Consider the following 20,624-nt stretch of genomic DNA (forward strand, 5'->3'; position numbering starts at 1 on the left):
CATATCCGTTGAAGCCTCAACCGGCTAGAATCAGTTCATGACAGCCGAGGTTGCCCCCGCGCCCTCGACGGCACTCACCGCCGCTGAGGAGTTGATGTGGCGACGGTTCTCCGCCGTGCTGTCGACCGTTCCCGCATCGCTCGACGAGCAGTTGCGGGCCGCGACGGGACTCAACCACTTTCAGTACACCGTGCTCGATGCGCTGTCGCACCAAGAGGGCAGACGCCTGCAGCTCGCACAGATCGCACGCGCGCACGAGTCCTCGCTGTCACGGCTGTCCCACTCGATCACGCGTCTGGAGAACGCAGGCTACGTGGAACGCACCACGTGCGATCACGATCGCCGCGCCAACTGGGCCGTGCTGACGGACAGTGGCGCGGACGTCGTCGAGCGCTCGCGCGGCGAATACACGCGGATCATCCGCGCCACCCTGCTGGATCGCGTGCCTGTCGAGCATCGGGAGGCACTCACGCACGTGCTGACGGCACTGCTCCCCGCCGAGGTTGCCGAGCAGTGCTCCAGCCTGGACGCAGACCTGGAGGCGCAGGTCGAGGCCTAAGCCTCCCCCGCATCGGCCCCCGGTGCCGCGATGAAGGACGCGGTGCCGGGCGCAGCGGTGTCGCCGTCCGGCGCCGCCGCCACGCCGAGAGTCGTGAGGATCCCCTCGAGTGCGTCGAGCTGGTCCACCGACAGCGCGGCCAGCCGTGTCACGAAGTCGCGTTCCACCTCGGCGACGACCGCGTCCACGAACTCTCGCCCTGCGGCGGTGGGCCTCAGCAGGCGCACCCGTCCGTCCTCGGGGTGACGCTCGCGCGACACCCACCCGCGGTCGACGAGCCGCTGCACGACTCCTGTCGCGATGTTGGGGCGGACGCCGACGAAGGCGCCGACCTCGGCCGTGGGGCGCCCCGGGTGGGCGTGGATGAAGAGGATCGCGCGGAACTGGGCGAGCGTGAGGTGCTGGTCGATCAGCGCCTCGGCCTGGCTGCGCATCTGCGCCCGCATGAGTGAGCCCTGCAGGGCGACGATGCGCTGTTCCAGAGATGCGCGGTCCCGATCCTGCTGTGCCATCCCCGCCACCTCCGCCCCCTCGGTCTCGATTGCGCATGACTGCACGCCAGGCGGCGCGCGATGTGCACCGAACCTACCGGGCACGGGCCCACGCAGGAAGTCGCCGCGCATCCGTGCGTGACGTACCGGTGGTTGATAGTTCGCCTCACACGAAGTATTCTGATGCACGTCCCCGCCGACGGGGTCCCCACCCTTCTCCTCCTGGAGGCGCGCCTTGCCCACCCCTGCCACCACGCCCGTCACCCTCGACGACGCTCTCGCCGAAGGCATCTCCGAACGCACGTTCCGCCGCCGCTGGGCGATCCTCGCCACGCTGTGCCTGGGGCTGATGACCGCGATGATCGCGAACATGAGCCTCAACCTGGCTCTGCCGGATCTCGCGGTCGACTTCTCTCTCACCCAGCTTGAGCTGACGTGGGTCGTGGAGGCGTTCGCCCTCGTGTTCGCGGCGCTGCTGTTCATCGCCGCCGCGATCGCGGACCGCTACGGCCGCAAGCGCACCATGATGGTGGGCCTCGCCATCTTCGTGCTCGCGTCCCTGTACGCACCTTTCTTCGCCTCCACCGGAGCCGAGCTCATCGCATCCCGCGCGGTCATGGGCATCGGCGGCGCGCTCGTGATGCCCACCACCCTGTCATTGGTCAACGTCGTGTTCCCCTCGAAGGAACGCCCGCGGGCCATCGCGATCTGGGCTGCCGTCGCCGGCGTGGGCATGATGATCGGCTCCGTGCTGACGGGCGTGCTGCTGCACTTCTTCGACTGGCACTCGGCGTTCCTGCTCGGCGCCGTATTCGGCGTCGTCTCGCTCGTGGTCACCGCGCGCATCGTGCCGGAGTCCGTGGACGAGAAGGTCACCCCCGTGGACTGGACCGGCGGCGCCCTCATTACGACGGCCCTCGCCGGCATCGTCTACACGATCATGGAAGCGCCGTCGCACGGCTTCGACGACACCGTGACCATCGTCGCCGCCGTCGTGGGCGCTGCCTCGCTCGCCGCCTTCATCTGGTGGGAGCTGCGCGCCACGCACCCCATGCTCGACCTGAGCCTGTTCCGCAGCTCGCGCTTCACGCTGTCCGTCATCTCGGTGACGCTCACGTTCTTCGCGATGATGGGCGCCTTCTTCGGCATGACCCAGATCTTCCAGCTGGTGATGGATTACAACTCCCTGATCACGTCGCTCGCCTTCATCCCCGCGATGCTGCCCATGATGATCGTGGGGCCGATGGTGCCTCGGGTTGTCGAACGGTTCGGCACTCGCTGGACCGTGATCCCCGGCCTGCTGATCATCGCTGGCGGGTTCGGACTGATGACCACCTGGCCCACCATCCCGGCGTATTGGGACTTCCTCATCGCCATGTCGCTCATCACTCTCGGCATGGCGATGGTGATGACCCCGGCGACCAACATGATGATGTCGTCAGTGCCCCGGAACCGGTCCGGCATGGGCTCCGCCATGAACGACACCACCCGCGAGCTGGGCGCGTCGCTCGGGATTGCAGTGCTGGGCTCGCTGATTGCGAATCAGTACTCCTCGAACATCTCCTCCGTAGCCGAGGACCTGCCCGCGGAGGCGGGCGCCGCGGTGGGCGACTCGCTCGCGGGCGCGATCGCGGTCACCGACCAGATGAGCACGGGCGGCGGCACGGTGGCCGATGCGGCAGCACAGGTCGCCTTCGCGGCCCAAGAGGCGTTCATGGATGCCAACCAGTACGCCATGGCGATCTCGGCGCTCATCGCGGTCGGCACGGCGATCCTCATGCTGATCGCCCTTCCGCGAGGCGACAAGTCCTTGTCTGCTGAGCCGGGCAGCGCCCGGGGTGCCGAGGCCGAGGAACCCGCCCCCGCATCGGCCGCCTCCACGTCGCAGTAGGAGACTCAGGACTCACTCCGCCTCGGGGCACACGGCGAACCACGACGCGGGTGGGAGCGTGACGGTCGCCACGCTCCCGCCCAGCCGGGTCTCGCATGCGCACGGCGCCGCACAGGGCCGACCGCCCGGCCGCGAGCGCCCGCCGACCCGCACCTCGGACGAGACTGTCGTCGCGGCATGAAGCCGCCACTAGCCTGTCTCCATGGTGGTCCCCTTCGTCCTCGCCTCTCAGTCGCCTGCGCGCCTCGCGACGCTGCGCTCCGCCGGCATCGAGCCCCAGGTCATCGTGTCGCACGTCGACGAGGACGCGGTGCTGGCGCACGTGCGCACGACGTTCGAGGAGCGGGCGCGCGCCGGCATCGGGCTACCCCTCAGCCTCGCGGACCAGCCATACCTGCTGGCGCGCGCCAAGGCCGACGACGTCGTGACGCGTCACTCGCCGGACGCGATCGTGCTCGGCTGCGACTCGATGCTGGAGTTCGACGGAGAGATCCTGGGCAAGCCCGGCACGCCGGAGGTGGCCCGGGAGAGGTGGCGCGCGATGCGGGGACGCGACGGCGTGCTGCACAGCGGCCACGCACTCGTCGACAACCGGCTCGAGCGGCGCGAAGAGACAGGCCAGCCGACGCTCGCGGGCGACACCTCGTCGACCGTGGTGCACTTCGCGGACCTGTCGGATCGTGAGATCGACGCATACGTCGCCACCGGCGAGCCGCTCAACGTCGCCGGCGCCTTCACCGTGGACGGACTGGGAGGCCCCTACGTCGAGCGCATCGACGGCGACTTCCACGGGGTGGTGGGGGTGTCGCTGCCGCTCCTGCGCCGCCTGCTGCGTGGCCTCGGTGTCGACATCCACGAGTTGCGGCACTCGGGATGATTGTGGACACGGCACAACCTACGCGTCCGTAACCCAAGGAATCACCAAGTTCGTTGTGGACTATCGACAACCAAGCACCCAGGGCCTTAGTCCGGCCACCAAAGTTCCCCCTACGCCCACCCGGCAACCCCGGACCCTCGGCGGGCAGGCGCTACGGTGAGTGACGTGTCTGCCTTCTCCTCTGTCCTGATCGCCAATCGCGGCGAGATCGCCGTCCGAGTGATCCGCGCGTGTGCGGACGCGGGGCTGACCTCCATCGCGGTGTACGCCGAGCCTGATCGCGACGCGCCGCACGTGCACCTCGCGGACGAGGCGTACGCGCTGGGTGGCTCCACCGCCGCCGAGACCTACCTCGACATCCCGCGCCTCATCGACGTCGCGCTGCGCTCCGGCGCGCAGGCCATCCACCCCGGCTACGGCTTCCTCGCGGAGAACGCGGGCTTCGCGCGGGCGGTCATCGACGCGGGACTCACGTGGATCGGCCCCTCGCCCGACGCGATCGACGCCCTGGGAGACAAGGTTTCCGCGCGGCACATCGCGCAGCGTGCCGGCGCCCCGCTGGTGCCGGGCACCAAGGATCCGGTCGCGAACGCGGATGAGGTGATCGCCTTCGCCGACGAGTTCGGACTGCCGGTGGCGATCAAGGCGGCGTTCGGCGGCGGCGGCCGCGGGCTCAAGGTCGCTCGCACCCGGGAGGAGATCCCTGAGATGTTCGACTCCGCCACGCGCGAGGCCGTCGCGGCGTTCGGGCGCGGCGAGTGCTTCGTCGAGCGGTTCCTCGACCGCCCCCGTCACGTCGAGACCCAGTGCCTCGCGGACCGGCACGGCAACGTCGTCGTGGTCTCCACGCGTGACTGCTCGCTGCAGCGTCGCCACCAGAAGCTGGTCGAAGAGGCCCCCGCGCCGTTCCTGACGGACGAGCAGAACGCCACGCTCGTCCGTTCGAGCGAGGCGATCCTGCGCGAGGCCGGCTACGAAGGCGCCGGCACATGCGAGTTCCTGGTGGGCGTCGACGGCACCATCTCCTTCCTCGAGGTCAACACCCGGCTGCAGGTCGAGCACCCCGTGACCGAAGAGGTCACCGGCGTGGACCTCGTGCGCGAGCAGTTCCGCATCGCGGCGGGCGAGGAGATCTCGGACCTCGCGCCGACGGTGCGCGGTCACTCGATCGAGTTCCGCATCAACGGCGAGAACCCGGCCATGAACTTCATGCCGTCACCCGGACGCCTCCACACGCTGCGGTTCCCGAGCGGCCCGGGCGTGCGGATCGACGCCGGCGTGCGTGAGGGCGACACGGTATCCGGCAACTTCGACTCGATGATCGCGAAGGTGATCGTCACCGGCTCCACCCGCGAGCAGGCGATCGCGCGGGCCCGTCGTGCGCTGGCCGAGATGGCGGTCGAGGGCATCCCCACCGTGCTTCCCTTCCATCGCGCCGTGCTGGACGCCCCGGAGTTCACGGCTGCGTCCGGGCGCTTCGGCGTCTACACCACGTGGATCGAGTCCGACTTCGCCGACACCATTGCGGAGCTCGGCGGTGCCGGCGCCGGCGCCGACCACGCGCCTGAGGCCGAGGCCACGGAGCGCGTGGTCGTCGAGGTCGGGGGCAAGCGGCTCGAGGTCGTGCTGCCCGCCTCGCTCGCGCAGGCCGGCCGCGCAGGCGCCCGCCGCGGGGCTCCCGCGCGCCGCAGCGCCCGCCGCTCCGGCCATGGCTCCTCGCGGCCGGCGTCGGGCTCGACGCTCGCCTCGCCCATGCAGGGCACCATCGTGAAGATCGCCGTCGCCGAGGGCGACACCGTGGCCGAAGGCGACCTCATCGTGGTGCTCGAGGCGATGAAGATGGAACAGCCTCTGCTGGCCCACAAGGACGGCGTCGTGACGGGCCTCCAGCACGCCGTGGGCGCGTCCGTGAGCTCCGGCACCCTCATCTGCGATATCGCCGACGCCCCGTGACCCCCCGCGCGGCCCGGTAGCGTGTCCCCTATGGTCTCCGCTCAGCGTCGTGCGCTCTTCCTCGTCGCGGTCGCGTCGTGGCTCCTGCTCGACTCGGTCCGCACCGCCGGTCCCCTGCTCTCCGCGCTCTACGACGACTCGCTCACGCTGGTCGTCGCCGCGGCCGTCGGCACCTTCGCAGGCGGCGGTGTGCTGGCATGGCTCGCCGCCATGGTCGGGCGCCACTTCGGCCACGGCGTCGTGGTGCTCTACCTCGTCGGCGTGCTCGCCGTGCTGCGGCTCGGCCTGCCGTTCATCTCGGGTGGGTGGCTGATCGCCGCAGGCCTATACCTGGTCGCGTTCGCGATCGCCGGCGTGGTGATGGCGGCGCGGGTCGCACTCGGCAACGGCGGGTCCGGAACCGCGCTCGCGGGGACGTCGCTGGGAGCTGCCGCAGCGGTGCTGGAGCACACCGTGCTGCGGACGTGGGACGCCGTCTGGCGCGAGGACCTGCAGGGCTGGATCGCGCTGGGCACGGTCGCGGTGCTCGCGATCGTCGCCGGGTCGCTGTGCCGCACTCTCGAGCCTGCACCCTCATCGCGTGGGTGGTGGGCTCTCGGTCTGTACTGGTCGCTGCTCGGGTTCGCCTTCGCCAATGTCGCCTGGGTGAACGCCCAGACCGACCTGCGCATGTCCGCTGGCGTCATCATCACAGTCGTCTCCCTGTGCGTGGCGGCGGGTCTCGCCGCCCAGGTCCACCGAGTCTCCCCCGTAGTCACGCTGGTCATCGCGGGAGCCGGCGTGGTAGCGCTCGCCTTCGTGATGACCAGCGCGGGAACCGCCGCGGCCATCGCCCTGCCCGCCGCGACCGCCGCGACCGCCCTGTCCGCCGCCCATGTGCTTCGCCCGGCACCCAGCACTGCCGGACGCCGGCTCCTCGCCGCGCTCGTGTTCGGACTCGCGATGATCGGACCCGTCCTGCTGATCCAGCTCGACTACGACATGCCATTGCCCCTGCCGCCGTTCACCGTTCCGGCCGTCGCGGCTGGACTGCTGTTCGGGTTTGGGACGGCGCACGCGGCACGAGCGCGGCCGGCGAGCACACGATCCCCAGCGGACGATGCGTCCGCGACTCCGTCCTCACGCGTGGGCAATGCAGGTGCACCGTTCGGCTGGATCGCGCCGGGCGTGCCCCTCGCCGCGGCAGTGGGCGTGGTCGCCGCGGTCGGCGTGGGCGCGTGGACGCACGTGACGTACGAACAGCCGCGAATCTACTCCGCCGACTTCATCCAGGCCCCCTACGTGACGTCGTGGAACCTGCACTTCGGTGTCACCCACGAGGCCGGCGGCGGCCCACGCGTGGACCTCGACGAGGTCGCCGCCGCCCTGGACGGCACCGACGTCGCGATGCTCCAAGAGGTGCAGCGCGGATCGCTGCTCGGCGGCGGAACGGACATGCTGGAGTACCTCGCGGGAGAGCTGAATCTTCCGTACTCGTACGCTCCCGCGCACGACCGCCAGTTCGGCAACGCCATCTTCACGTCGCGCCCGCACTCCGAGCCCCGCACTCTGGAACTGCCGTTCGGCGAGGGACCCCAGCAACGCAGTGCGCTCGCCGTCGACTTCATGGGAGCGACCTTCGTGTCCACGCACCTGCAGTCCACCGACGAGGCGGACGCGACCCGGCTCGCCCAGGCGCAGGAGCTCACCGACTGGCTCGCGGGCCTCCAGCCCACCGTCGTCGGCGGCGACTTCAATGCCGAGCCGGGAGACGCCGCGCACCAGGCGATGGTGGACGCAGGGTTCGTGAGCGCCCAGGGCGAACTGGGGGTGACCGGCCCCACCTACGTGGGCCCCGACCTGACCGGCGAGCAGGCGGCGCTGATCGACTACCTGTTCGGCCGCAGCGTCGAGTTCACGGAGTTCGAGCTGAGGACTCTGCCGTGGTCGGACCACTGGCCGCTGACCGCGCGCGCCGCCACGGGAGCCGTGGCGCCCACGGAGCCCGAGGCCGACCTCAACGAGGTGCAGCCCGCTCCGATCCCGTCCACGTCGGCGTCGCCGAACGCGTCGGCCTCTCCCACCCCCTCCGAGTCAGCGAGCGAGTAGCCACCCTCGTCAGTGCTGGCCGGGCTCCTGCATGTGGTGCAGCCGGCGGGCAGCCTCGGAGATGGTGCCCGACAACGATGGGTAGACGGTGAAGGCGGAGGCGACGTCGTCCACCGTGAGGTGATGCGCGACGGCAAGCGACAAGGGGAAGATGTGCTCGCCCGCGCGGGATCCGACGATCACGGCGCCGAGGATCTGGCCGGTCACTGTGTGGCCGAAGATCTTCACGAAGCCCGTGTCGATTCCGAGCATCTTGGCGCGCGGATTGCGGGCCAGGTCGAGCCGTGAGACCTCGTAGAAGATGCCCCGCTCGACGAGCTCGGCCTCGGTCGCTCCCACCGACGCGATCTCCGGCGCGGTGAACACGTTCGCGGCGACGGTGCTCAGGTCGAGAGGGTGCACCGCATCGCCGAGCGCGTGCGCCATCGCGATGCGGCCCTGGGTCGCGGCGACTGAGGCGAGCGGAAGGACGCCAGTGCAGTCACCGGCGGCATACACGCCACGAGCGGTCGTCCGCGAGACGCGGTCGACCCTGACGTACCCGCGCTCGTCGAGTTCGACGCCGGCCTCCTCCAACCCCATGCCATGAGTATTCGGCACGGAGCCGACGGCCATCAGGCAGTGCGTGCCCTCGACCACGCGGCCATCCGTCAGAGTGACGCGCACCCCGTCCCCGGTGTTCTCCACTGACGCGGCGCGCGAGTTGCCCATCACCGTCATGCCCCGCGCCGCGAAGATCTCCTGGATCAGGTCCGCCGCCTCGGGGTCCTGGGTCGCCAGGACCCGGTCGCCTGAGGAGATCAGCGTCACGTCCGAGCCGAGCAGTCGGTATGCGCCCGCGAACTCGGCGCCCGTGACGCCGGAACCGACCACGATGAGGTGCTCGGGGAGAGCATCGATGTCGTACAACTGCGTCCAGGTGAGGATCCGTGTGCCGTCCGGCTCCGCTGTGGGCAGGGTGCGGGGGCGCGCGCCGGTGGCGATCAGCACGGCGTCGGCCTCGATCACCTCGCCGTCGACCTCGACCTGCGTGGAGCTCAGCAGTCGCGCCTCACCGTCGATCACCTGAATGTCGTTCGTCGCCATGCGCGTCGCGATGTCGTGAGACTGCTTCAGCACGAGCTTGCGCACACGCTCGTTCACGGCCGCCAGGTCCACCACGTGCTCTGCGAACTCACGCGCGCCGGAGCCGTCGGCATCGCGGATGCCCAGTTGTGGCGCGCGGTCAGCGATGGTGCGCCACTCAGCCGTGGCGATCACGGTCTTGGAGGGCATCACATCAGTGAGAACCGCGTTGCCACCGAGGCCTTGGCGCTCGATGAGCACCACCTCTGCCCCCTCCTTGACGGCGACCAGCGCCGCCTCGTATCCGCCCGGTCCGCCACCGATGATCACCATGCGAGTCGCCATCCGCCCATTCTCACTCACACGGGGGCGCGTCCCAACCGCGCCGACGGTCTCGCGCGCCGGTCCACGCCCGCGAATCGGGAGGTGAGGGCCGCCGTCCGGCGATAGTCTCGAGTCATGACTGATGCATCTACCCGAGCCTCCGAGGCCGCCGAGTCCCTGCGCGCCGCGACCGGCGTCGACCGCTTCGACATCGCCCTGATCCTAGGCTCCGGTTGGGGCGGCGCAGCCGACCTCATCGGGGAACAGATCGCCTCGGTGCCCGCCGCAGATCTCCCCGGTTTCGACGCCCACGCGGTCGCCGGCCACTCTGCAGATATGCGCGCGCTGCGCACCGAGGACGGCCGCCACGTGCTGGTGCTCGGCGCCCGCCAGCACTACTACCAAGTGCGCGACGCCGGCAAGGTCGCGCACGCGGTCCGCATGGCAGCCGCCGCCGGCTGCACGCAGCTGGTCATCACCAACGGCTGCGGCTCGACCCGTCCCGAGGTGGGCCCCGGCTCCGTGGTGCTCATGTCGGACCACATCAACGCGACGGGCGCGACGCCGCTCGAGGGCGCGACCTTCGTCGACATGACGCAGACGTACTCGCCTCGACTGCGCGACCTCGCGCTGTCGATCGACCCCGAGCTGCCCAGCGGCGTCTACATCCAGTTCTCGGGGCCGCAGTACGAGACCCCCGCAGAGGTGCGCATGGCGACCATCCTGGGCGCGGACCTCGTGGGCATGTCCACCGCCCTCGAGGCGATCGCGGCCCGCGAAGCCGGCCTCGAGATCCTGGGCCTGTCGCTGGTCACCAACCTCGCCGCTGGCATCGGCGGGGAGAACCTCAACCATCAGGAGGTGCTCGACGTGGGGTCCTCGTCGGGTCCGCGCATCTCGCGACTGCTGGCCGACATCGTGGAGGGCATGCGATGACCGACGTGGTCGACCTCGCCGAGGCATGGATCGCCGACGATCCCGACGCCGCTGCCCGCGCCGAGCTGGAGGCCGTGCTGGCCGCGCATCGGGCGGGTGACGCTGAAGCGAGCGCCGACCTCGCGGACCGATTCCGCGGGCCCCTGGAGTTCGGCACTGCCGGCCTTCGCGGCCGCATCGGAGCCGGGCCGAACCGCATGAACCGCGCCGTCGTGATCCGCGCCGCCGCCGGCCTCGCCCGGTACCTGACCGACGCGCTGGTCGAGATCGGCATCGAGGGCCCGGCCCGGGTGGCGATCGGCTACGACGCCCGCCACGGTTCGCGCCAGTTCGCCATCGACACCGCCGCCGTCATGACGGGCGCCGGTCACGAGGCGATGCTGCTGCCGCGGACCCTTCCCACGCCGGTGCTCGCCTATGCGACGCGCGCCCTCGGGGCCGATGCCGGAGTCATGGTGACCGCCTCTCACAACCCCCCTCAAGACAACGGCTACAAGGTCTACCTGGGCGGCCGCGCCGTCACCGGAGATGGCCAAGGCGCACAGATCGTGCCGCCGTACGACGCCGAGATCGCCTCCCGCATCGCGGCCGTCGACACAGTCGCGTCGGTGCCGCGCGCCGAGGCGGGGTGGACGACCCTGGACGACGACATCGTCGACGACTACGTGGCGGCGGCTGCCTCCGTCGCAGGCGCTCCCGCGGACGCCGACGCGGACGCACGGGCCGCCATCCGCATCGTCCTCACTCCGCTGCACGGCGTAGGCGGCGACACCGTCGAGGCCACGCTGCGTGCCGCGGGCTTCACGGATCTCCACACCGTGGCCGAGCAGGCGGAGCCCGACCCCGACTTCCCCACCGTCGACTTCCCCAACCCCGAGGAGCCCGGCGCGATCGACCTGTCACTCGCGCTCGCGGAGAAGCTGGGCGCCGACGTGGTCATCGCGAACGACCCCGACGCGGACCGTGCCGCCGTCGCGACAGTCATCGACGGCGAGTGGCGCATGCTTCATGGCGACGTCGTCGGCTCGCTTCTGGGAGAGCGGGTGGCGCAGCGCGTGGAGCGCCAGGGCGGCTCGGCCACGGCGGTCCTCGCCAACTCGATCGTGTCCTCCCAGCAGCTCGCCCGGATCGCCGAGCGGCACGGCCTCGCGCACGCGAACACCCTCACGGGGTTCAAGTGGATCGGCCGCGAGCCGGGCCTGGTCTACGGCTACGAAGAGGCGCTGGGCTACTGCGTGGCGCCGGACCTGGTGCGCGACAAGGATGGCCTCACCGCCGCGGTCATGGTCGCGGACCTGGTGGCGGAGCTCAAGGCCGAGGGCCGCACGCTGGCGGACGCCATCGACGACCTCGCCCGTGCGCACGGCGTCTACCTGACTCGTCAGGTCTCGGCGCGATTCGCGGACGTCGCCGAGATCCCTGCGCTGATGACCCGTCTGCTCGCGGACCCGCCAGCGTCGCTCGGCGGGTCGACCGTGACGTCGACGGACGACATGAATGACGGCTTCCAGGGGCTGCTCCCCACCAATGGTCTGCATCTGGCCACGGAGTCGGGGGCGCGAGTGATCATTCGCCCGTCTGGCACGGAGCCCAAGGTCAAGGCGTACCTGGAGGTCGTGGCCCCCGTGGACGCAGACGTGGACGCGGCCCGCGCATCGGCCGACCAGGCGATGCAGAGCCTCGAGGCGGACGTGCGCAAGGCGCTCGGCGTCTAGCGCATGGCCAAGGCGGACAGTCGCGATCGTCGGCCGGGGCCCCTGTCTCGCGGCCGCCTCCGCGGTCGTGTGCGCGTGGGCATCGCGTCCGCCGTCCTGCTGATCGTTCTCGGCACCGCCCCCTGGGCCTTCACCCGGATCGCCACCGCGGCCCAGATCGCACCCGCCGGCACGGCCGTCGAACACGCCGACGCCGCCTTGATCCTAGGCGCGCGCGTGTACGAGGACGGCACCCCGTCACGGTTCCTCCGCGAGCGCGTCGAGATCGGTGTCGCGCTGTACACGGCAGGCGACGTGGACGCGCTGATCATGAGTGGCGACGGCGATGACTCGTCGGGCTTCGGCGAGCCTGCCGTGATGCGCCAGGTGGCCGAGGAGATGGGAGTGCCGCCGAGCGCGATCACCGAGGACCCCCTCGGGCTGGACACATACTCCTCATGCGAGCGCGCCCGCGACGTCTACGGAGCGTCGTCAGTGGTCGTGGCGACCCAGGAGTTCCATGAGCCACGCGCGGTGTGGCTGTGCGAGCAGGAGGGCCTGCTCACCCAGGGTCGGTACCCCAGCGTGCGGCTCACCAAGTCCACCGTCATCGGCAACGTTCGCGAGATTCCGGCCACCGCGAAGGCGGTGCTCGACCAGTGGACCGGGCGCGGGGCCGCATCCGGCTGACGACTAGCCGACGTACTCCTTGAGGTGCTGGCCCGTGAGCGTCGACGCGTCGGCGACGAGCTGCGCCGGGGTGCCCTCGAACACCACCAGTCCGCCGTCGTGGCCCGCACCGGGACCCAGGTCGATGATCCAGTCGGCATGCGCCATCACGGCCTGGTGGTGCTCGATGACGATGACAGTCTTTCCCCCGTCCACCAGGCGGTCGAGGAGCCCCAACAGCTGCTCGACGTCCGCCAGGTGGAGCCCCGACGTGGGCTCATCGAGAATGTAGACGCCGCCGTCGTCGGCCATGGACACCGCCAGCTTGAGGCGTTGCCGCTCGCCGCCGGAGAGCGACGTCAGCGGCTGTCCGAGCGTCAGATACCCCAGTCCCACCTCGGCGAGCCGCGACAGCACCTTGTGTGCGGCCGGCGTCCTGGCGTCGCCGTCGGCGAAGAACCCCTCGGCCTCGTCGACGGACATCGACAGCACCTCGTGGATGTTGCGTCCGCCGAGAGTCAGCTCAAGCACCGCGGCGTGGAACTGCTTGCCGCCGCACTCCTCACACGTGGTCGTGACCGTCGACATGGGCCCCAGGTCGGTCTCGATAACGCCCCACCCCTTGCACGTGGGGCACGCCCCCTCCGAGTTGGCGCTGAACAGGGCCGGCTTCACGCCGTTCGCCTTGGCGAACGCCTTGCGGATGGGTTCCAGCAGCCCCGTGTAGGTCGCGGGGCTGGATCGTCGAGAGCCCCGGATCGCGGTCTGGTCGATCGCGATGACGCCGTCGCGCCCCGCGACGGAGCCGTGAATCAGGGAGCTCTTGCCGGAGCCGGCGACCCCGGTCACGACGGTCAGCACGCCTGTGGGGATGTCCACGTCGACCGACTGGAGGTTGTGCGCATCGGCCGCCCGCACCTCGATGGCGCCGGCCCCTGTCCGCACCGTGGTCTTAAGCGCCGCACGGTCACCCAGATGGCGGCCGGTGAGCGTGCCCGCGTCGCGCAAGGCCTCGACTGTGCCCTCGAAGACGATCTGCCCGCCCGCCGCACCGGCGTGCGGCCCCAGGTCCACCACGTGGTCTGCGATCGCGATCACCTCGGGCTTGTGCTCGACCACCAGGACCGTGTTGCCCTTGTCCCGCAGCCGGAGCAGCAGCCCGTTCATGCGCTGGATGTCGTGCGGGTGCAGGCCGATGGTCGGCTCGTCGAAGACGTAGGTGACGTCGGTGAGCGAGGAGCCCAGGTGGCGGACCATCGTGGTGCGCTGCGACTCCCCGCCGGACAGCGTGCCGGTGGGACGGTCGAGCGAGAGGTACCCGAGCCCGATCTCGACGAACGAGTCGAGCGTGTCGCCCAACGCTGCGAGCAGCGGCGCGACCGACGGCTCATCGAGCCGAGCCACCCACTGCGCGAGCTCCGAGATCTGCATGGCGCACGCATCGGCGATCGAGATGCCTGCGACCTTGGACGCCCGCGCGCCCTCGGAGAGCCGCGTGCCCTCACACTCCGGGCATGTCTGGAAGGTCACCGCGCGCTCCACGAAGGCACGAATGTGCGGCTGCATCGACTCCTTGTCCTTGGACAGCATCGACTTCTGGATCTTGGGGACCAGGCCCTCGTACGTCATGTTCATGTTGTCGAACGTGATCTTGCGCGGATCGGCGTAGAGGAACTCCTCGCGCTGCTTCGTGGTGAAGTCCTTGATGGGCTTGTGGGCAGGGACGACCGCAGTGAAGATGCGGACGTACCAGCCGTCGGCCGTATATCCAGGCACGGTGATGGCGCCGTCGTTGAGCGACTTCGTCTCATCGAGCAGTTGCGTCAGGTCGATGTCGGTGACGTGGCCCATGCCGTCGCATCGGGGGCACATGCCGCCCGTCTGCGTGAAGGCGACCTTCTCCGTCTTCTTGCCCCCACGCTCGATCGTGATGGCGCCGGCGGCCTTCACCGACGGGACGTTGAACGAGTATGCGTTCGGGGAGCCCGCGTGAGGCTGGCCGAGCCGGCTGAACAGGATCCGCAGCAGCGCGTTCGTGTCCGTGGCGGTCCCCACCGTGGAGCGCGCGTTCGCCCCCATCCGCTCCTGGTCGACGATGATCGCGGTGGTGAGCCCCTCGAGCACGTCGACATCGGGCCGGTCCATGCTGGGCATGAATCCCTGCACGAACGCGGGGTAGGTCTCGTTGATCATCCGCTGCGACTCGGCGGCGATGGTGCCGAATACCAGCGAACTCTTTCCCGATCCCGAGACCCCGGTGAACACCGTGAGGCGCCGCTTGGGAATGTCGACGCTCACATCCTTCAGGTTGTGCTCGCGAGCGCCGCGCACCTTGATGAGGTCGTGCCTGTCCGCAACATGGTCCGTCATGGTGGTCCTTCCCGGGGCGCGGCCGGCGCCAGGATCCGATTGTGCCAGGCCGATGCGAGGGCCGGCTCGGTGAGCGCGCGGCACTGAGCGCTCGGCAGGATTCACGCGTGGTCGATGGGCGACACTGAGCGCCCACTGGGGCGCTAAGGCGGGTGAGGCGGGGCGGGGCTAGCTGCGCTGTTGGATGCGGACCATTGCGCCGGCCGGGTCGCGGAACGCACAGTCGCGCACGCCATACGGCTGATCCGCGGGCTCCTGCACCACCTCGGCGCCGGAGGCCTCGACGGCGGCGAACACCGCGTCGACGTCGGGGGTGGCGAGCACGATCGCGGCGTACGCACCCTTGGCCATCAGCTCGGCGATGGTCTGGCGTTCTTGGTCGGTGATGCCGGGATCGACTGAGGGCGGCGTGAGGACGATAGTGCTGCCACCGGCGGGCGGGCCCACGGTGATCCAGCGCATCGTGCCGGAGCCGACGTCGTTGGTGACCTCGAATCCGAGCGCATCACGGTAGAACGCCAGCGAGGCCTCGGGGTCGGTGTGCGGGATGAACGTGTGCTGTATCGAGAGGTCCATGCCGTTCAAGCTACGCCGGGAGCGCGGTCGCCGCTTCTCGATTCCTGACCGGCCGTACGGCGTGCTTGATGACGCAGGTGGGCAGGTCCACAGGCGAGTCCGCGGCACGCGCACGGTACTCGCTCGGCGAGAGCCCCACGAGCTCCGTGAAGCGGGTTGAAAACGTGCCGGGGGAAGATGAGCCCACGGCGAGGGACGCGTTGGTCACCGTAACGTCGCCGCGCCGCAGCAGCGCCATCGCCCGCTCCACCCGCCGTGTCATGAGGTACGAATACGGGGTCTCGCCGAAGGCCTCCTTGAAGCGCCTGCTGAGCGTGCCCGCGGCCATGTGTTCGCCGCGGGCCAGCTCCTCGACATCGAGCGGCTGCGCGTGCTCGCGGTCGATCCGGTCGCGAACTCGGCGCAGGCGCGCGAGCTCCGCGGGGCGCGCGGCGGCATCGCGAGGGAGGGCCGATGCGCTGCTCACCCGGCCATCGTCTCACCTGAGTCGTGGGGTCGCCTGGGGTTCGGCGTCCGCGAGTGCGGTGGCCAGCAGGTCGCGCGCCTTGGCGTAGCGGCTGCGTACCGTGGAGGCTGGCTCGTCGAGGATGCTGGCGATCTCCGCGAGGCTGAAGCCCTCCCAGTGGCGCAGTCGCACGATCTCTGACAGGTCTGTGTCGAGCGCGGCGATGGCCTCGCGAACCTCGACGCCGTCGTCGGCGGCGGGCATCGACGCGGCAGACGCGACCTCACGCAGCCGGTCTGCGAGGCGCGTGCGACGGATCCTCGTGCGGGCGGCATTGGAGACCACGTTGCGTGCGATGCCGAAGAGCCACATGCGCGCCTCGACCGGCAAGGTGGGGAGGTGTTTGGCGCGCCGCCAGGCGACGGTCATGACTTCAGCGAGCGTGTCGGGCGCATCGTCGATCCCGACGCGTCGTTCGAGGTAGGCGAGGAGATCGTCCGAGTTCGCGCGAACGGCTGCCTCGAGGCGCTCGCTCACTCGGCTCACCAGTCGCTCCGGATCTCGCGGGCCCGCAGCTCGGCGGGGACGGAGCCGGGACAGCGGCTCTCTGCCTCGTAGCTCAGGCGTTCGAGCACACCCAAGTCCCTGAGGTGGTCGTGCAGCGCAACCGAGGTGGCGAGGCCCACCGCGTCGGCGTAGCGATCGTCCGCCGACCAGTACGGCGTGCCCGGGCCGGCGTCCACCTCGGTGCCGTCATCGAGAGTGGCGACGTAGTTCGCGGCACGGGCATCGGCGTAGTGTGTCTCGACATCGACGCTGTCGAAGAGGTCGGGCTGCGCCATGAACTCCTCCGCCGCTTCCACCTCCTCCGAGGTGCCGCGGAAGTTGCCGAGGATCCCCTCGCACACAGCGCCACTCGGCAGGGTGTAGGTCACCTCGTTGACCGCATCGTCCGCCCACCAGGACGTCCAACCCAGCGCATCGGCCGCCGCGACTCCGCCGGCGCCGACGAGGGCGATGCCGCCCGCGATAGCCACGCCCATGCGCGGCCGCAACCGTCGCTTGGGGCGCGTGGCCGCGACCATGGCGCGGAGCGCATCGTCTCGCTCGCGCGTCCGATGCGTGGTCACCGGCACGGAAGCGTTCAGCTTCGCGTCGAGCTCGTGGTCGCGACTGTCGGTCATGTCGTCCTCCTCGTGAAGTGTGCCTTCACCAGGTACATGTCCGGACCGCAGCATTCTGACGAAAGGGCGACACTGAGCGCTCTCCAGGATTCTCGGGCGCGCCAAGACCGACGCTCAGCGCCCACTGGGACGCTAAGGCGGGAGGAGAGGGCGGGGCGGAGGAACGGGGGTTAGTAGCCGGCCGGCTCGGTCGCGGGGACCGACGTGCCGTCGAGGCCGTCCAGCACCGCGCGCGTGCCCGAGAGGCCCAAACGGGTAGCGCCGGCGTCGATCATCGCGAGGGCCGCCTCGGCCGTCCGAACGCCGCCAGAGGCCTTGACTCCCAGACGTCCGCCCACGGTCTCCGCCATCAGCCGCACCGCCTCGACCGAGGCCCCGCCGGCGGGGTGAAAGCCGGTCGACGTCTTCACGAAGTCGGCACCAGCCGACTCTGACGCGCGGCAGGCGCCCACGATCGCCTCATCCGACAGCGCGGCGGATTCGATGATGACCTTGAGGATTTTGCCCTCGGGGACCGCGCCGCGCACGGCGGCCACGTCGGCCTCCACGTCGTCGAACCGGCCCTCGTTGGCCGCGGCGATGTCGATCACCATGTCGATCTCATCGGCGCCCTGAGCGATGCTCAGCGCGGCCTCGGCGGCCTTGACGGACGAGTGGTGCTTGCCAGAGGGGAATCCGCACACCACCGCGACGGCGAGCCCGTCGGGGACGTCGACCGGAAGCATCGACGGGGAGACGCACACGGAGAAGACGCCCAGATCGGCACCCTCGGCGATCAGCGCCTTGACGTCGGCTGGCGTGGCCTCCGGCTTCAGCAGAGTGTGGTCGACGTACTGCGCGAGCTCGTCACGAGAGAGTGCCATGGGTTCCTCCTAGGGGTGGTCTGGGCTGCCTCCAGCCTACGCGGGCGCGCCACTTGCTACCCGCACGGCGGCGTGCGATCCTCGTCTCTCAGAGCCGGATCCCGGCTCCCGGACGAGGCGACGTACCCGGAACGCGACAAGACGTCTCACTGGGAGCACCTCATGGCATGGTTCGTCCTCATCATCTCCGGAATGCTCGAAGCCGTGTGGGCCACCGCGCTCAGCCGGAGCGAAGGGTTCACGCGCCTGTGGCCGTCCGTGATCTTCGGGGCAGCGCTGATCCTCAGCATGGGAGGGCTCGCGTATGCGCTGCGCACGCTGCCGGTCGGCACCGCGTACGCGATCTGGGTCGGCATCGGCGCCGCGCTGACCGTCATCTATGCGATGGCGACAGGCGCGGAGACCTTCTCGCTGGTGAACGCACTGCTGATCCTGGGGATCGTCGTCTGCGTCGTGGGCCTCAAGCTCGCTCACTGACGCGGCAGCGTCAGCGAGCGCCGGACAGGCCTAGAGCTCGACGCCGTAGGCCTCGAGGATCAACTCGGCGAGGTCGCCGCGCTCCTCGTAGGGCAAGAAGGCGCCCCAGGCAGCGGACAGCGTCGCCTCGAGCAGGTCCTCCTTGGTCCAGCCGGCCTCGACGAGGGCAGCGAACTCGCCGGACATCGACACGCCCGAGACGAGCCGGTTGTCAGTGTTGATGGTCACCGCGAAGCCGAGGTCACGCAGGTCGTGAATCGGGTGGTCCTCGATCGAGGTCGCCGCAGCGGTGTGGACGTTCGACGTGGGGCACAGCTCGAGCGGGATCTGCTGGTCGAGCGCGTGGCGCGCGATGAGGCCCAGCTCCGGCTCGTCGGTGCCGAAGCCCTCGATGTCCTCGTGGATCCGGGTGCCGTGCCCGATGCGGCGCGCGCCCTGGAACAGGGCGTCGCCCACCGAGTCGGCGCCGTCGGCCTCTCCCGCGTGAATGGTGACGGGCAGGTGGGCGGCGCGTGCAGCGGTGAAGGCCGCGGCATGGTTCGAGGCAGGGAAGCCGAGCTCGGGGCCCGCGATATCGAATCCCACGCAGCAGTGGTCGCGGTTGACGATCGCCAGTGCGGCGATCTCCTCGGAGCGGTCGAGGTGGCGCATCGCGTCCAGCAGCGCGCCGGCACGGATCACACGGCCGGCCTCGGCCGCCTCGCCGATGCCCTCCTGGATCCCCGCCTGGACGGCCTCGACGACCTGCTGAAGGCCCAGTCCCCCCGCGACGTGCTGCTCAGGCGCATAGCGAAGCTCCGCATAGATCACGCCGTCCTCAGCGAGGTCCACCACGGCCTCGCGAGCGACGCGGCGCAGGTTCTCCTCCGTCTGCATCACGGCGGTGGTGTGCGCGAAGGCCTCGAGATAGCGCACCAGGTCGCCCGAGTTAGCGTTGTTGACGAAGATCTGGGCGAGCTCATCGGGGTCCGTCGAGGGCAGATCGTGGCCGATCTCGGCGGCCAGCTCGATCAGGGTCGAGGGGCGCAGGCCGCCGTCGAGGTGATCGTGGAGAAGGACCTTGGGCAGGGCGATGATGTCATCGTGGGTGAGGCTCATGTGTCCAGGCTAGCCGGGCGCCGGTGGCCTCGCCGACCGCAGGCCCCGTCAATGGCCCCGGCGCACCTGAGGAAGCACGAGCCAGCTCGCGCGCGTCCACTGTCCGTAGGCCGGCTCCTTGGGACCTGGACCGAACAGCCTGGCCTCCGCGAGCGGCACGATGCGGCCGGAGCCGGGCTCGTAGACCTGGAATCCGTGCTCGGTTCGGCCCGTGAGCAGCACGACGTGCCGTGGCACCACCGTCGCAAGGCCCGCGTCCGAGTCTCCGGAGGTGTACAGCGGCACGGGGATTCCGTCCCGCAAGGCGGCCGATGCGTGGGCGACGGCGGCGGTCACCGCGCCGGCGTCGGAGTCGTCCAGCACCGCGCCACGGAATCGCACTCCCGCGAAGCGCGTCTCGTCGTCGACCCGCCACGGCGGGGTCCCCAGGGCGCGCGGCCACGGCGCGACCAGCAGTCCGGAGCGGGTGGTCTGGTGGTGCAGGACCCGCTGGAGCGCGTGCCACCGCTCATCGATGGTGCGGGAGCCGGTCCCGTCAAGCGTGACCGCCAGCACCTCCCGCGGCAGGTAGTCGCCGAAGTGGCGGCCCGTCATGAGCCACGCGGCCACGAGCGGGTCGCCCATCATCAGCATCATCGCCATCACGGCGGCGCCGCACGTGGTCTCGTCCACTTGGGCCGCGCGCACCGTGCCGAACCGGACGTGCCCCAGCCCGGCGCCCTGCGGGCGTCGAATGGTCTCCTGCGCGGTGCGCGGGAACGTGTCCCACGCGGCTGCGAAGCCGGCCACCGCCGTGATGGGGGCTCCCGACGCCACGGCGCGCTCGATGATCGCCGAATCACCCGCCAGGGTCACGCGTGCCGTGTCGAGTGCCTTCGCGTCGGCGGCCGATGCGCTGGCTCGCCGCCGCGCATACGCGCGCGCGAACACGGTGTCGGTGTCCGGGCCACCGCGCTGTGCCCGACCGGCGGCGTGCGCCGCTGAGTACGGCGTCGCCCAGCGCCCGCGCAGGCCGACAGCGGCCGCGAGAGACGCGGCCACCGACGTGGCTGTCCAGCCCACGC

General features: G+C 70.4%; 19 protein-coding genes and 1 riboswitch. Of the genes, 9 read left to right on the forward strand and 10 right to left on the reverse strand.

Annotated features, from left to right (window positions below; translation table 11 throughout):
- The first annotated feature begins 37 nt into the window (after positions 1-37).
- Entirely contained in the window at positions 38-559 is a 522-nt protein-coding gene (locus tag AOP72_RS10000) for a MarR family winged helix-turn-helix transcriptional regulator (RefSeq protein WP_062135782.1), read from the forward strand.
- Here the strand turns inward: AOP72_RS10000 and AOP72_RS13640 are convergent.
- Positions 556-1,071 (reverse strand): MarR family winged helix-turn-helix transcriptional regulator, encoded by a 516-nt coding sequence (locus AOP72_RS13640; protein WP_062135785.1) that lies wholly within the window; start codon positions 1,069-1,071, stop codon positions 556-558. The genes AOP72_RS10000 and AOP72_RS13640 overlap by 4 nt on opposite strands.
- Before the next feature lie 214 nt (positions 1,072-1,285).
- Here AOP72_RS13640 and AOP72_RS10010 point away from each other — a divergent pair, with 214 nt between their 5' ends.
- From AOP72_RS10010 to AOP72_RS10025, 4 genes are all read left to right on the forward strand, one after another.
- Positions 1,286-2,941 carry an MFS transporter gene (locus AOP72_RS10010; RefSeq protein ID WP_062135798.1) on the forward strand — a complete coding sequence of 552 codons (1,656 nt, stop codon included), beginning with the start codon at positions 1,286-1,288 and terminating at the stop codon, positions 2,939-2,941.
- Between the two features lie 202 nt (positions 2,942-3,143).
- Entirely contained in the window at positions 3,144-3,818 is a 675-nt protein-coding gene (locus tag AOP72_RS10015) for a Maf family protein (RefSeq protein ID WP_062135801.1), read from the forward strand.
- A 165-nt stretch (positions 3,819-3,983) separates the two neighbouring features.
- Positions 3,984-5,771, forward strand: a complete 1,788-nt coding sequence (locus AOP72_RS10020; protein WP_062135803.1) for an acetyl/propionyl/methylcrotonyl-CoA carboxylase subunit alpha — start codon at positions 3,984-3,986, stop codon at positions 5,769-5,771.
- A gap of 30 nt (positions 5,772-5,801) precedes the next feature.
- Positions 5,802-7,859: an endonuclease/exonuclease/phosphatase family protein gene (locus AOP72_RS10025; protein WP_062135816.1), complete on the forward strand. Its 2,058-nt coding sequence runs from the start codon at positions 5,802-5,804 to the stop codon at positions 7,857-7,859.
- Between the two features lie 9 nt (positions 7,860-7,868).
- Here AOP72_RS10025 and AOP72_RS10030 read toward each other — a convergent pair whose 3' ends face one another.
- Complete coding sequence (locus AOP72_RS10030) at positions 7,869-9,269, reverse strand: NAD(P)H-quinone dehydrogenase (protein WP_238581657.1); 1,401 nt, start codon at positions 9,267-9,269, stop codon at positions 7,869-7,871.
- A 114-nt stretch (positions 9,270-9,383) separates the two neighbouring features.
- Here AOP72_RS10030 and AOP72_RS10035 point away from each other — a divergent pair, with 114 nt between their 5' ends.
- From AOP72_RS10035 to AOP72_RS10045, 3 genes are all read left to right on the forward strand, one after another.
- Positions 9,384-10,184 (forward strand): purine-nucleoside phosphorylase, encoded by an 801-nt coding sequence (locus AOP72_RS10035; RefSeq protein ID WP_062135820.1) that lies wholly within the window; start codon positions 9,384-9,386, stop codon positions 10,182-10,184.
- Positions 10,181-11,899 carry a phospho-sugar mutase gene (locus tag AOP72_RS10040; protein ID WP_062135823.1) on the forward strand — a complete coding sequence of 573 codons (1,719 nt, stop codon included), beginning with the start codon at positions 10,181-10,183 and terminating at the stop codon, positions 11,897-11,899. The genes AOP72_RS10035 and AOP72_RS10040 overlap by 4 nt, the downstream gene beginning before the upstream one ends.
- Positions 11,900-11,974: 75 nt before the next feature.
- Positions 11,975-12,568, forward strand: a complete 594-nt coding sequence (locus tag AOP72_RS10045) for a SanA/YdcF family protein (protein ID WP_193746405.1) — start codon at positions 11,975-11,977, stop codon at positions 12,566-12,568.
- A 3-nt stretch (positions 12,569-12,571) separates the two neighbouring features.
- Here the strand turns inward: AOP72_RS10045 and AOP72_RS10050 are convergent, their stop codons facing one another.
- The 6 genes from AOP72_RS10050 to deoC form a co-directional block, all read right to left on the reverse strand.
- Positions 12,572-14,917 carry an ATP-binding cassette domain-containing protein gene (locus AOP72_RS10050; RefSeq protein ID WP_062135828.1) on the reverse strand — a complete coding sequence of 782 codons (2,346 nt, stop codon included), beginning with the start codon at positions 14,915-14,917 and terminating at the stop codon, positions 12,572-12,574.
- A gap of 168 nt (positions 14,918-15,085) precedes the next feature.
- Positions 15,086-15,493: a VOC family protein gene (locus AOP72_RS10055; protein ID WP_062135831.1), complete on the reverse strand. Its 408-nt coding sequence runs from the start codon at positions 15,491-15,493 to the stop codon at positions 15,086-15,088.
- A gap of 10 nt (positions 15,494-15,503) precedes the next feature.
- Positions 15,504-15,959: a helix-turn-helix transcriptional regulator gene (locus AOP72_RS10060; RefSeq protein ID WP_062135834.1), complete on the reverse strand. Its 456-nt coding sequence runs from the start codon at positions 15,957-15,959 to the stop codon at positions 15,504-15,506.
- 12 nt (positions 15,960-15,971) lie between these two features.
- Positions 15,972-16,484: an RNA polymerase sigma factor gene (locus AOP72_RS10065; protein ID WP_062135837.1), complete on the reverse strand. Its 513-nt coding sequence runs from the start codon at positions 16,482-16,484 to the stop codon at positions 15,972-15,974.
- Complete coding sequence (locus AOP72_RS10070; protein WP_062135840.1) at positions 16,481-17,122, reverse strand: hypothetical protein; 642 nt, start codon at positions 17,120-17,122, stop codon at positions 16,481-16,483. Before AOP72_RS10070 ends, AOP72_RS10065 begins: the two co-directional genes overlap by 4 nt.
- Before the next feature lie 170 nt (positions 17,123-17,292).
- Complete coding sequence (gene deoC / locus AOP72_RS10075; RefSeq protein ID WP_062135843.1) at positions 17,293-17,985, reverse strand: deoxyribose-phosphate aldolase; 693 nt, start codon at positions 17,983-17,985, stop codon at positions 17,293-17,295.
- Between the two features lie 88 nt (positions 17,986-18,073).
- Positions 18,074-18,136, forward strand: a riboswitch (guanidine-III (ykkC-III) riboswitch).
- Positions 18,137-18,147: 11 nt separating this feature from the next.
- Between deoC and AOP72_RS10080 the strand changes: the two genes are divergently transcribed.
- Complete coding sequence (locus AOP72_RS10080) at positions 18,148-18,462, forward strand: DMT family transporter (protein ID WP_062135846.1); 315 nt, start codon at positions 18,148-18,150, stop codon at positions 18,460-18,462.
- 30 nt (positions 18,463-18,492) lie between these two features.
- On the opposite strand, the gene AOP72_RS10085 is transcribed toward AOP72_RS10080, so the two are convergent.
- Both AOP72_RS10085 and AOP72_RS10090 read right to left on the reverse strand, forming a co-directional pair.
- Positions 18,493-19,560, reverse strand: coding sequence for an adenosine deaminase (locus AOP72_RS10085; RefSeq protein ID WP_062135849.1), 1,068 nt, complete (start codon positions 19,558-19,560; stop codon positions 18,493-18,495).
- Positions 19,561-19,608: 48 nt separating this feature from the next.
- Positions 19,609-20,622 (reverse strand): hypothetical protein, encoded by a 1,014-nt coding sequence (locus AOP72_RS10090; RefSeq protein WP_062135852.1) that lies wholly within the window; start codon positions 20,620-20,622, stop codon positions 19,609-19,611.
- Between the last annotated feature and the right edge of the window lie 2 nt (positions 20,623-20,624).

It is taken from the genome of Demequina aestuarii (assembly GCF_000975095.1).
Taxonomy (GTDB): domain Bacteria; phylum Actinomycetota; class Actinomycetes; order Actinomycetales; family Demequinaceae; genus Demequina; species Demequina aestuarii.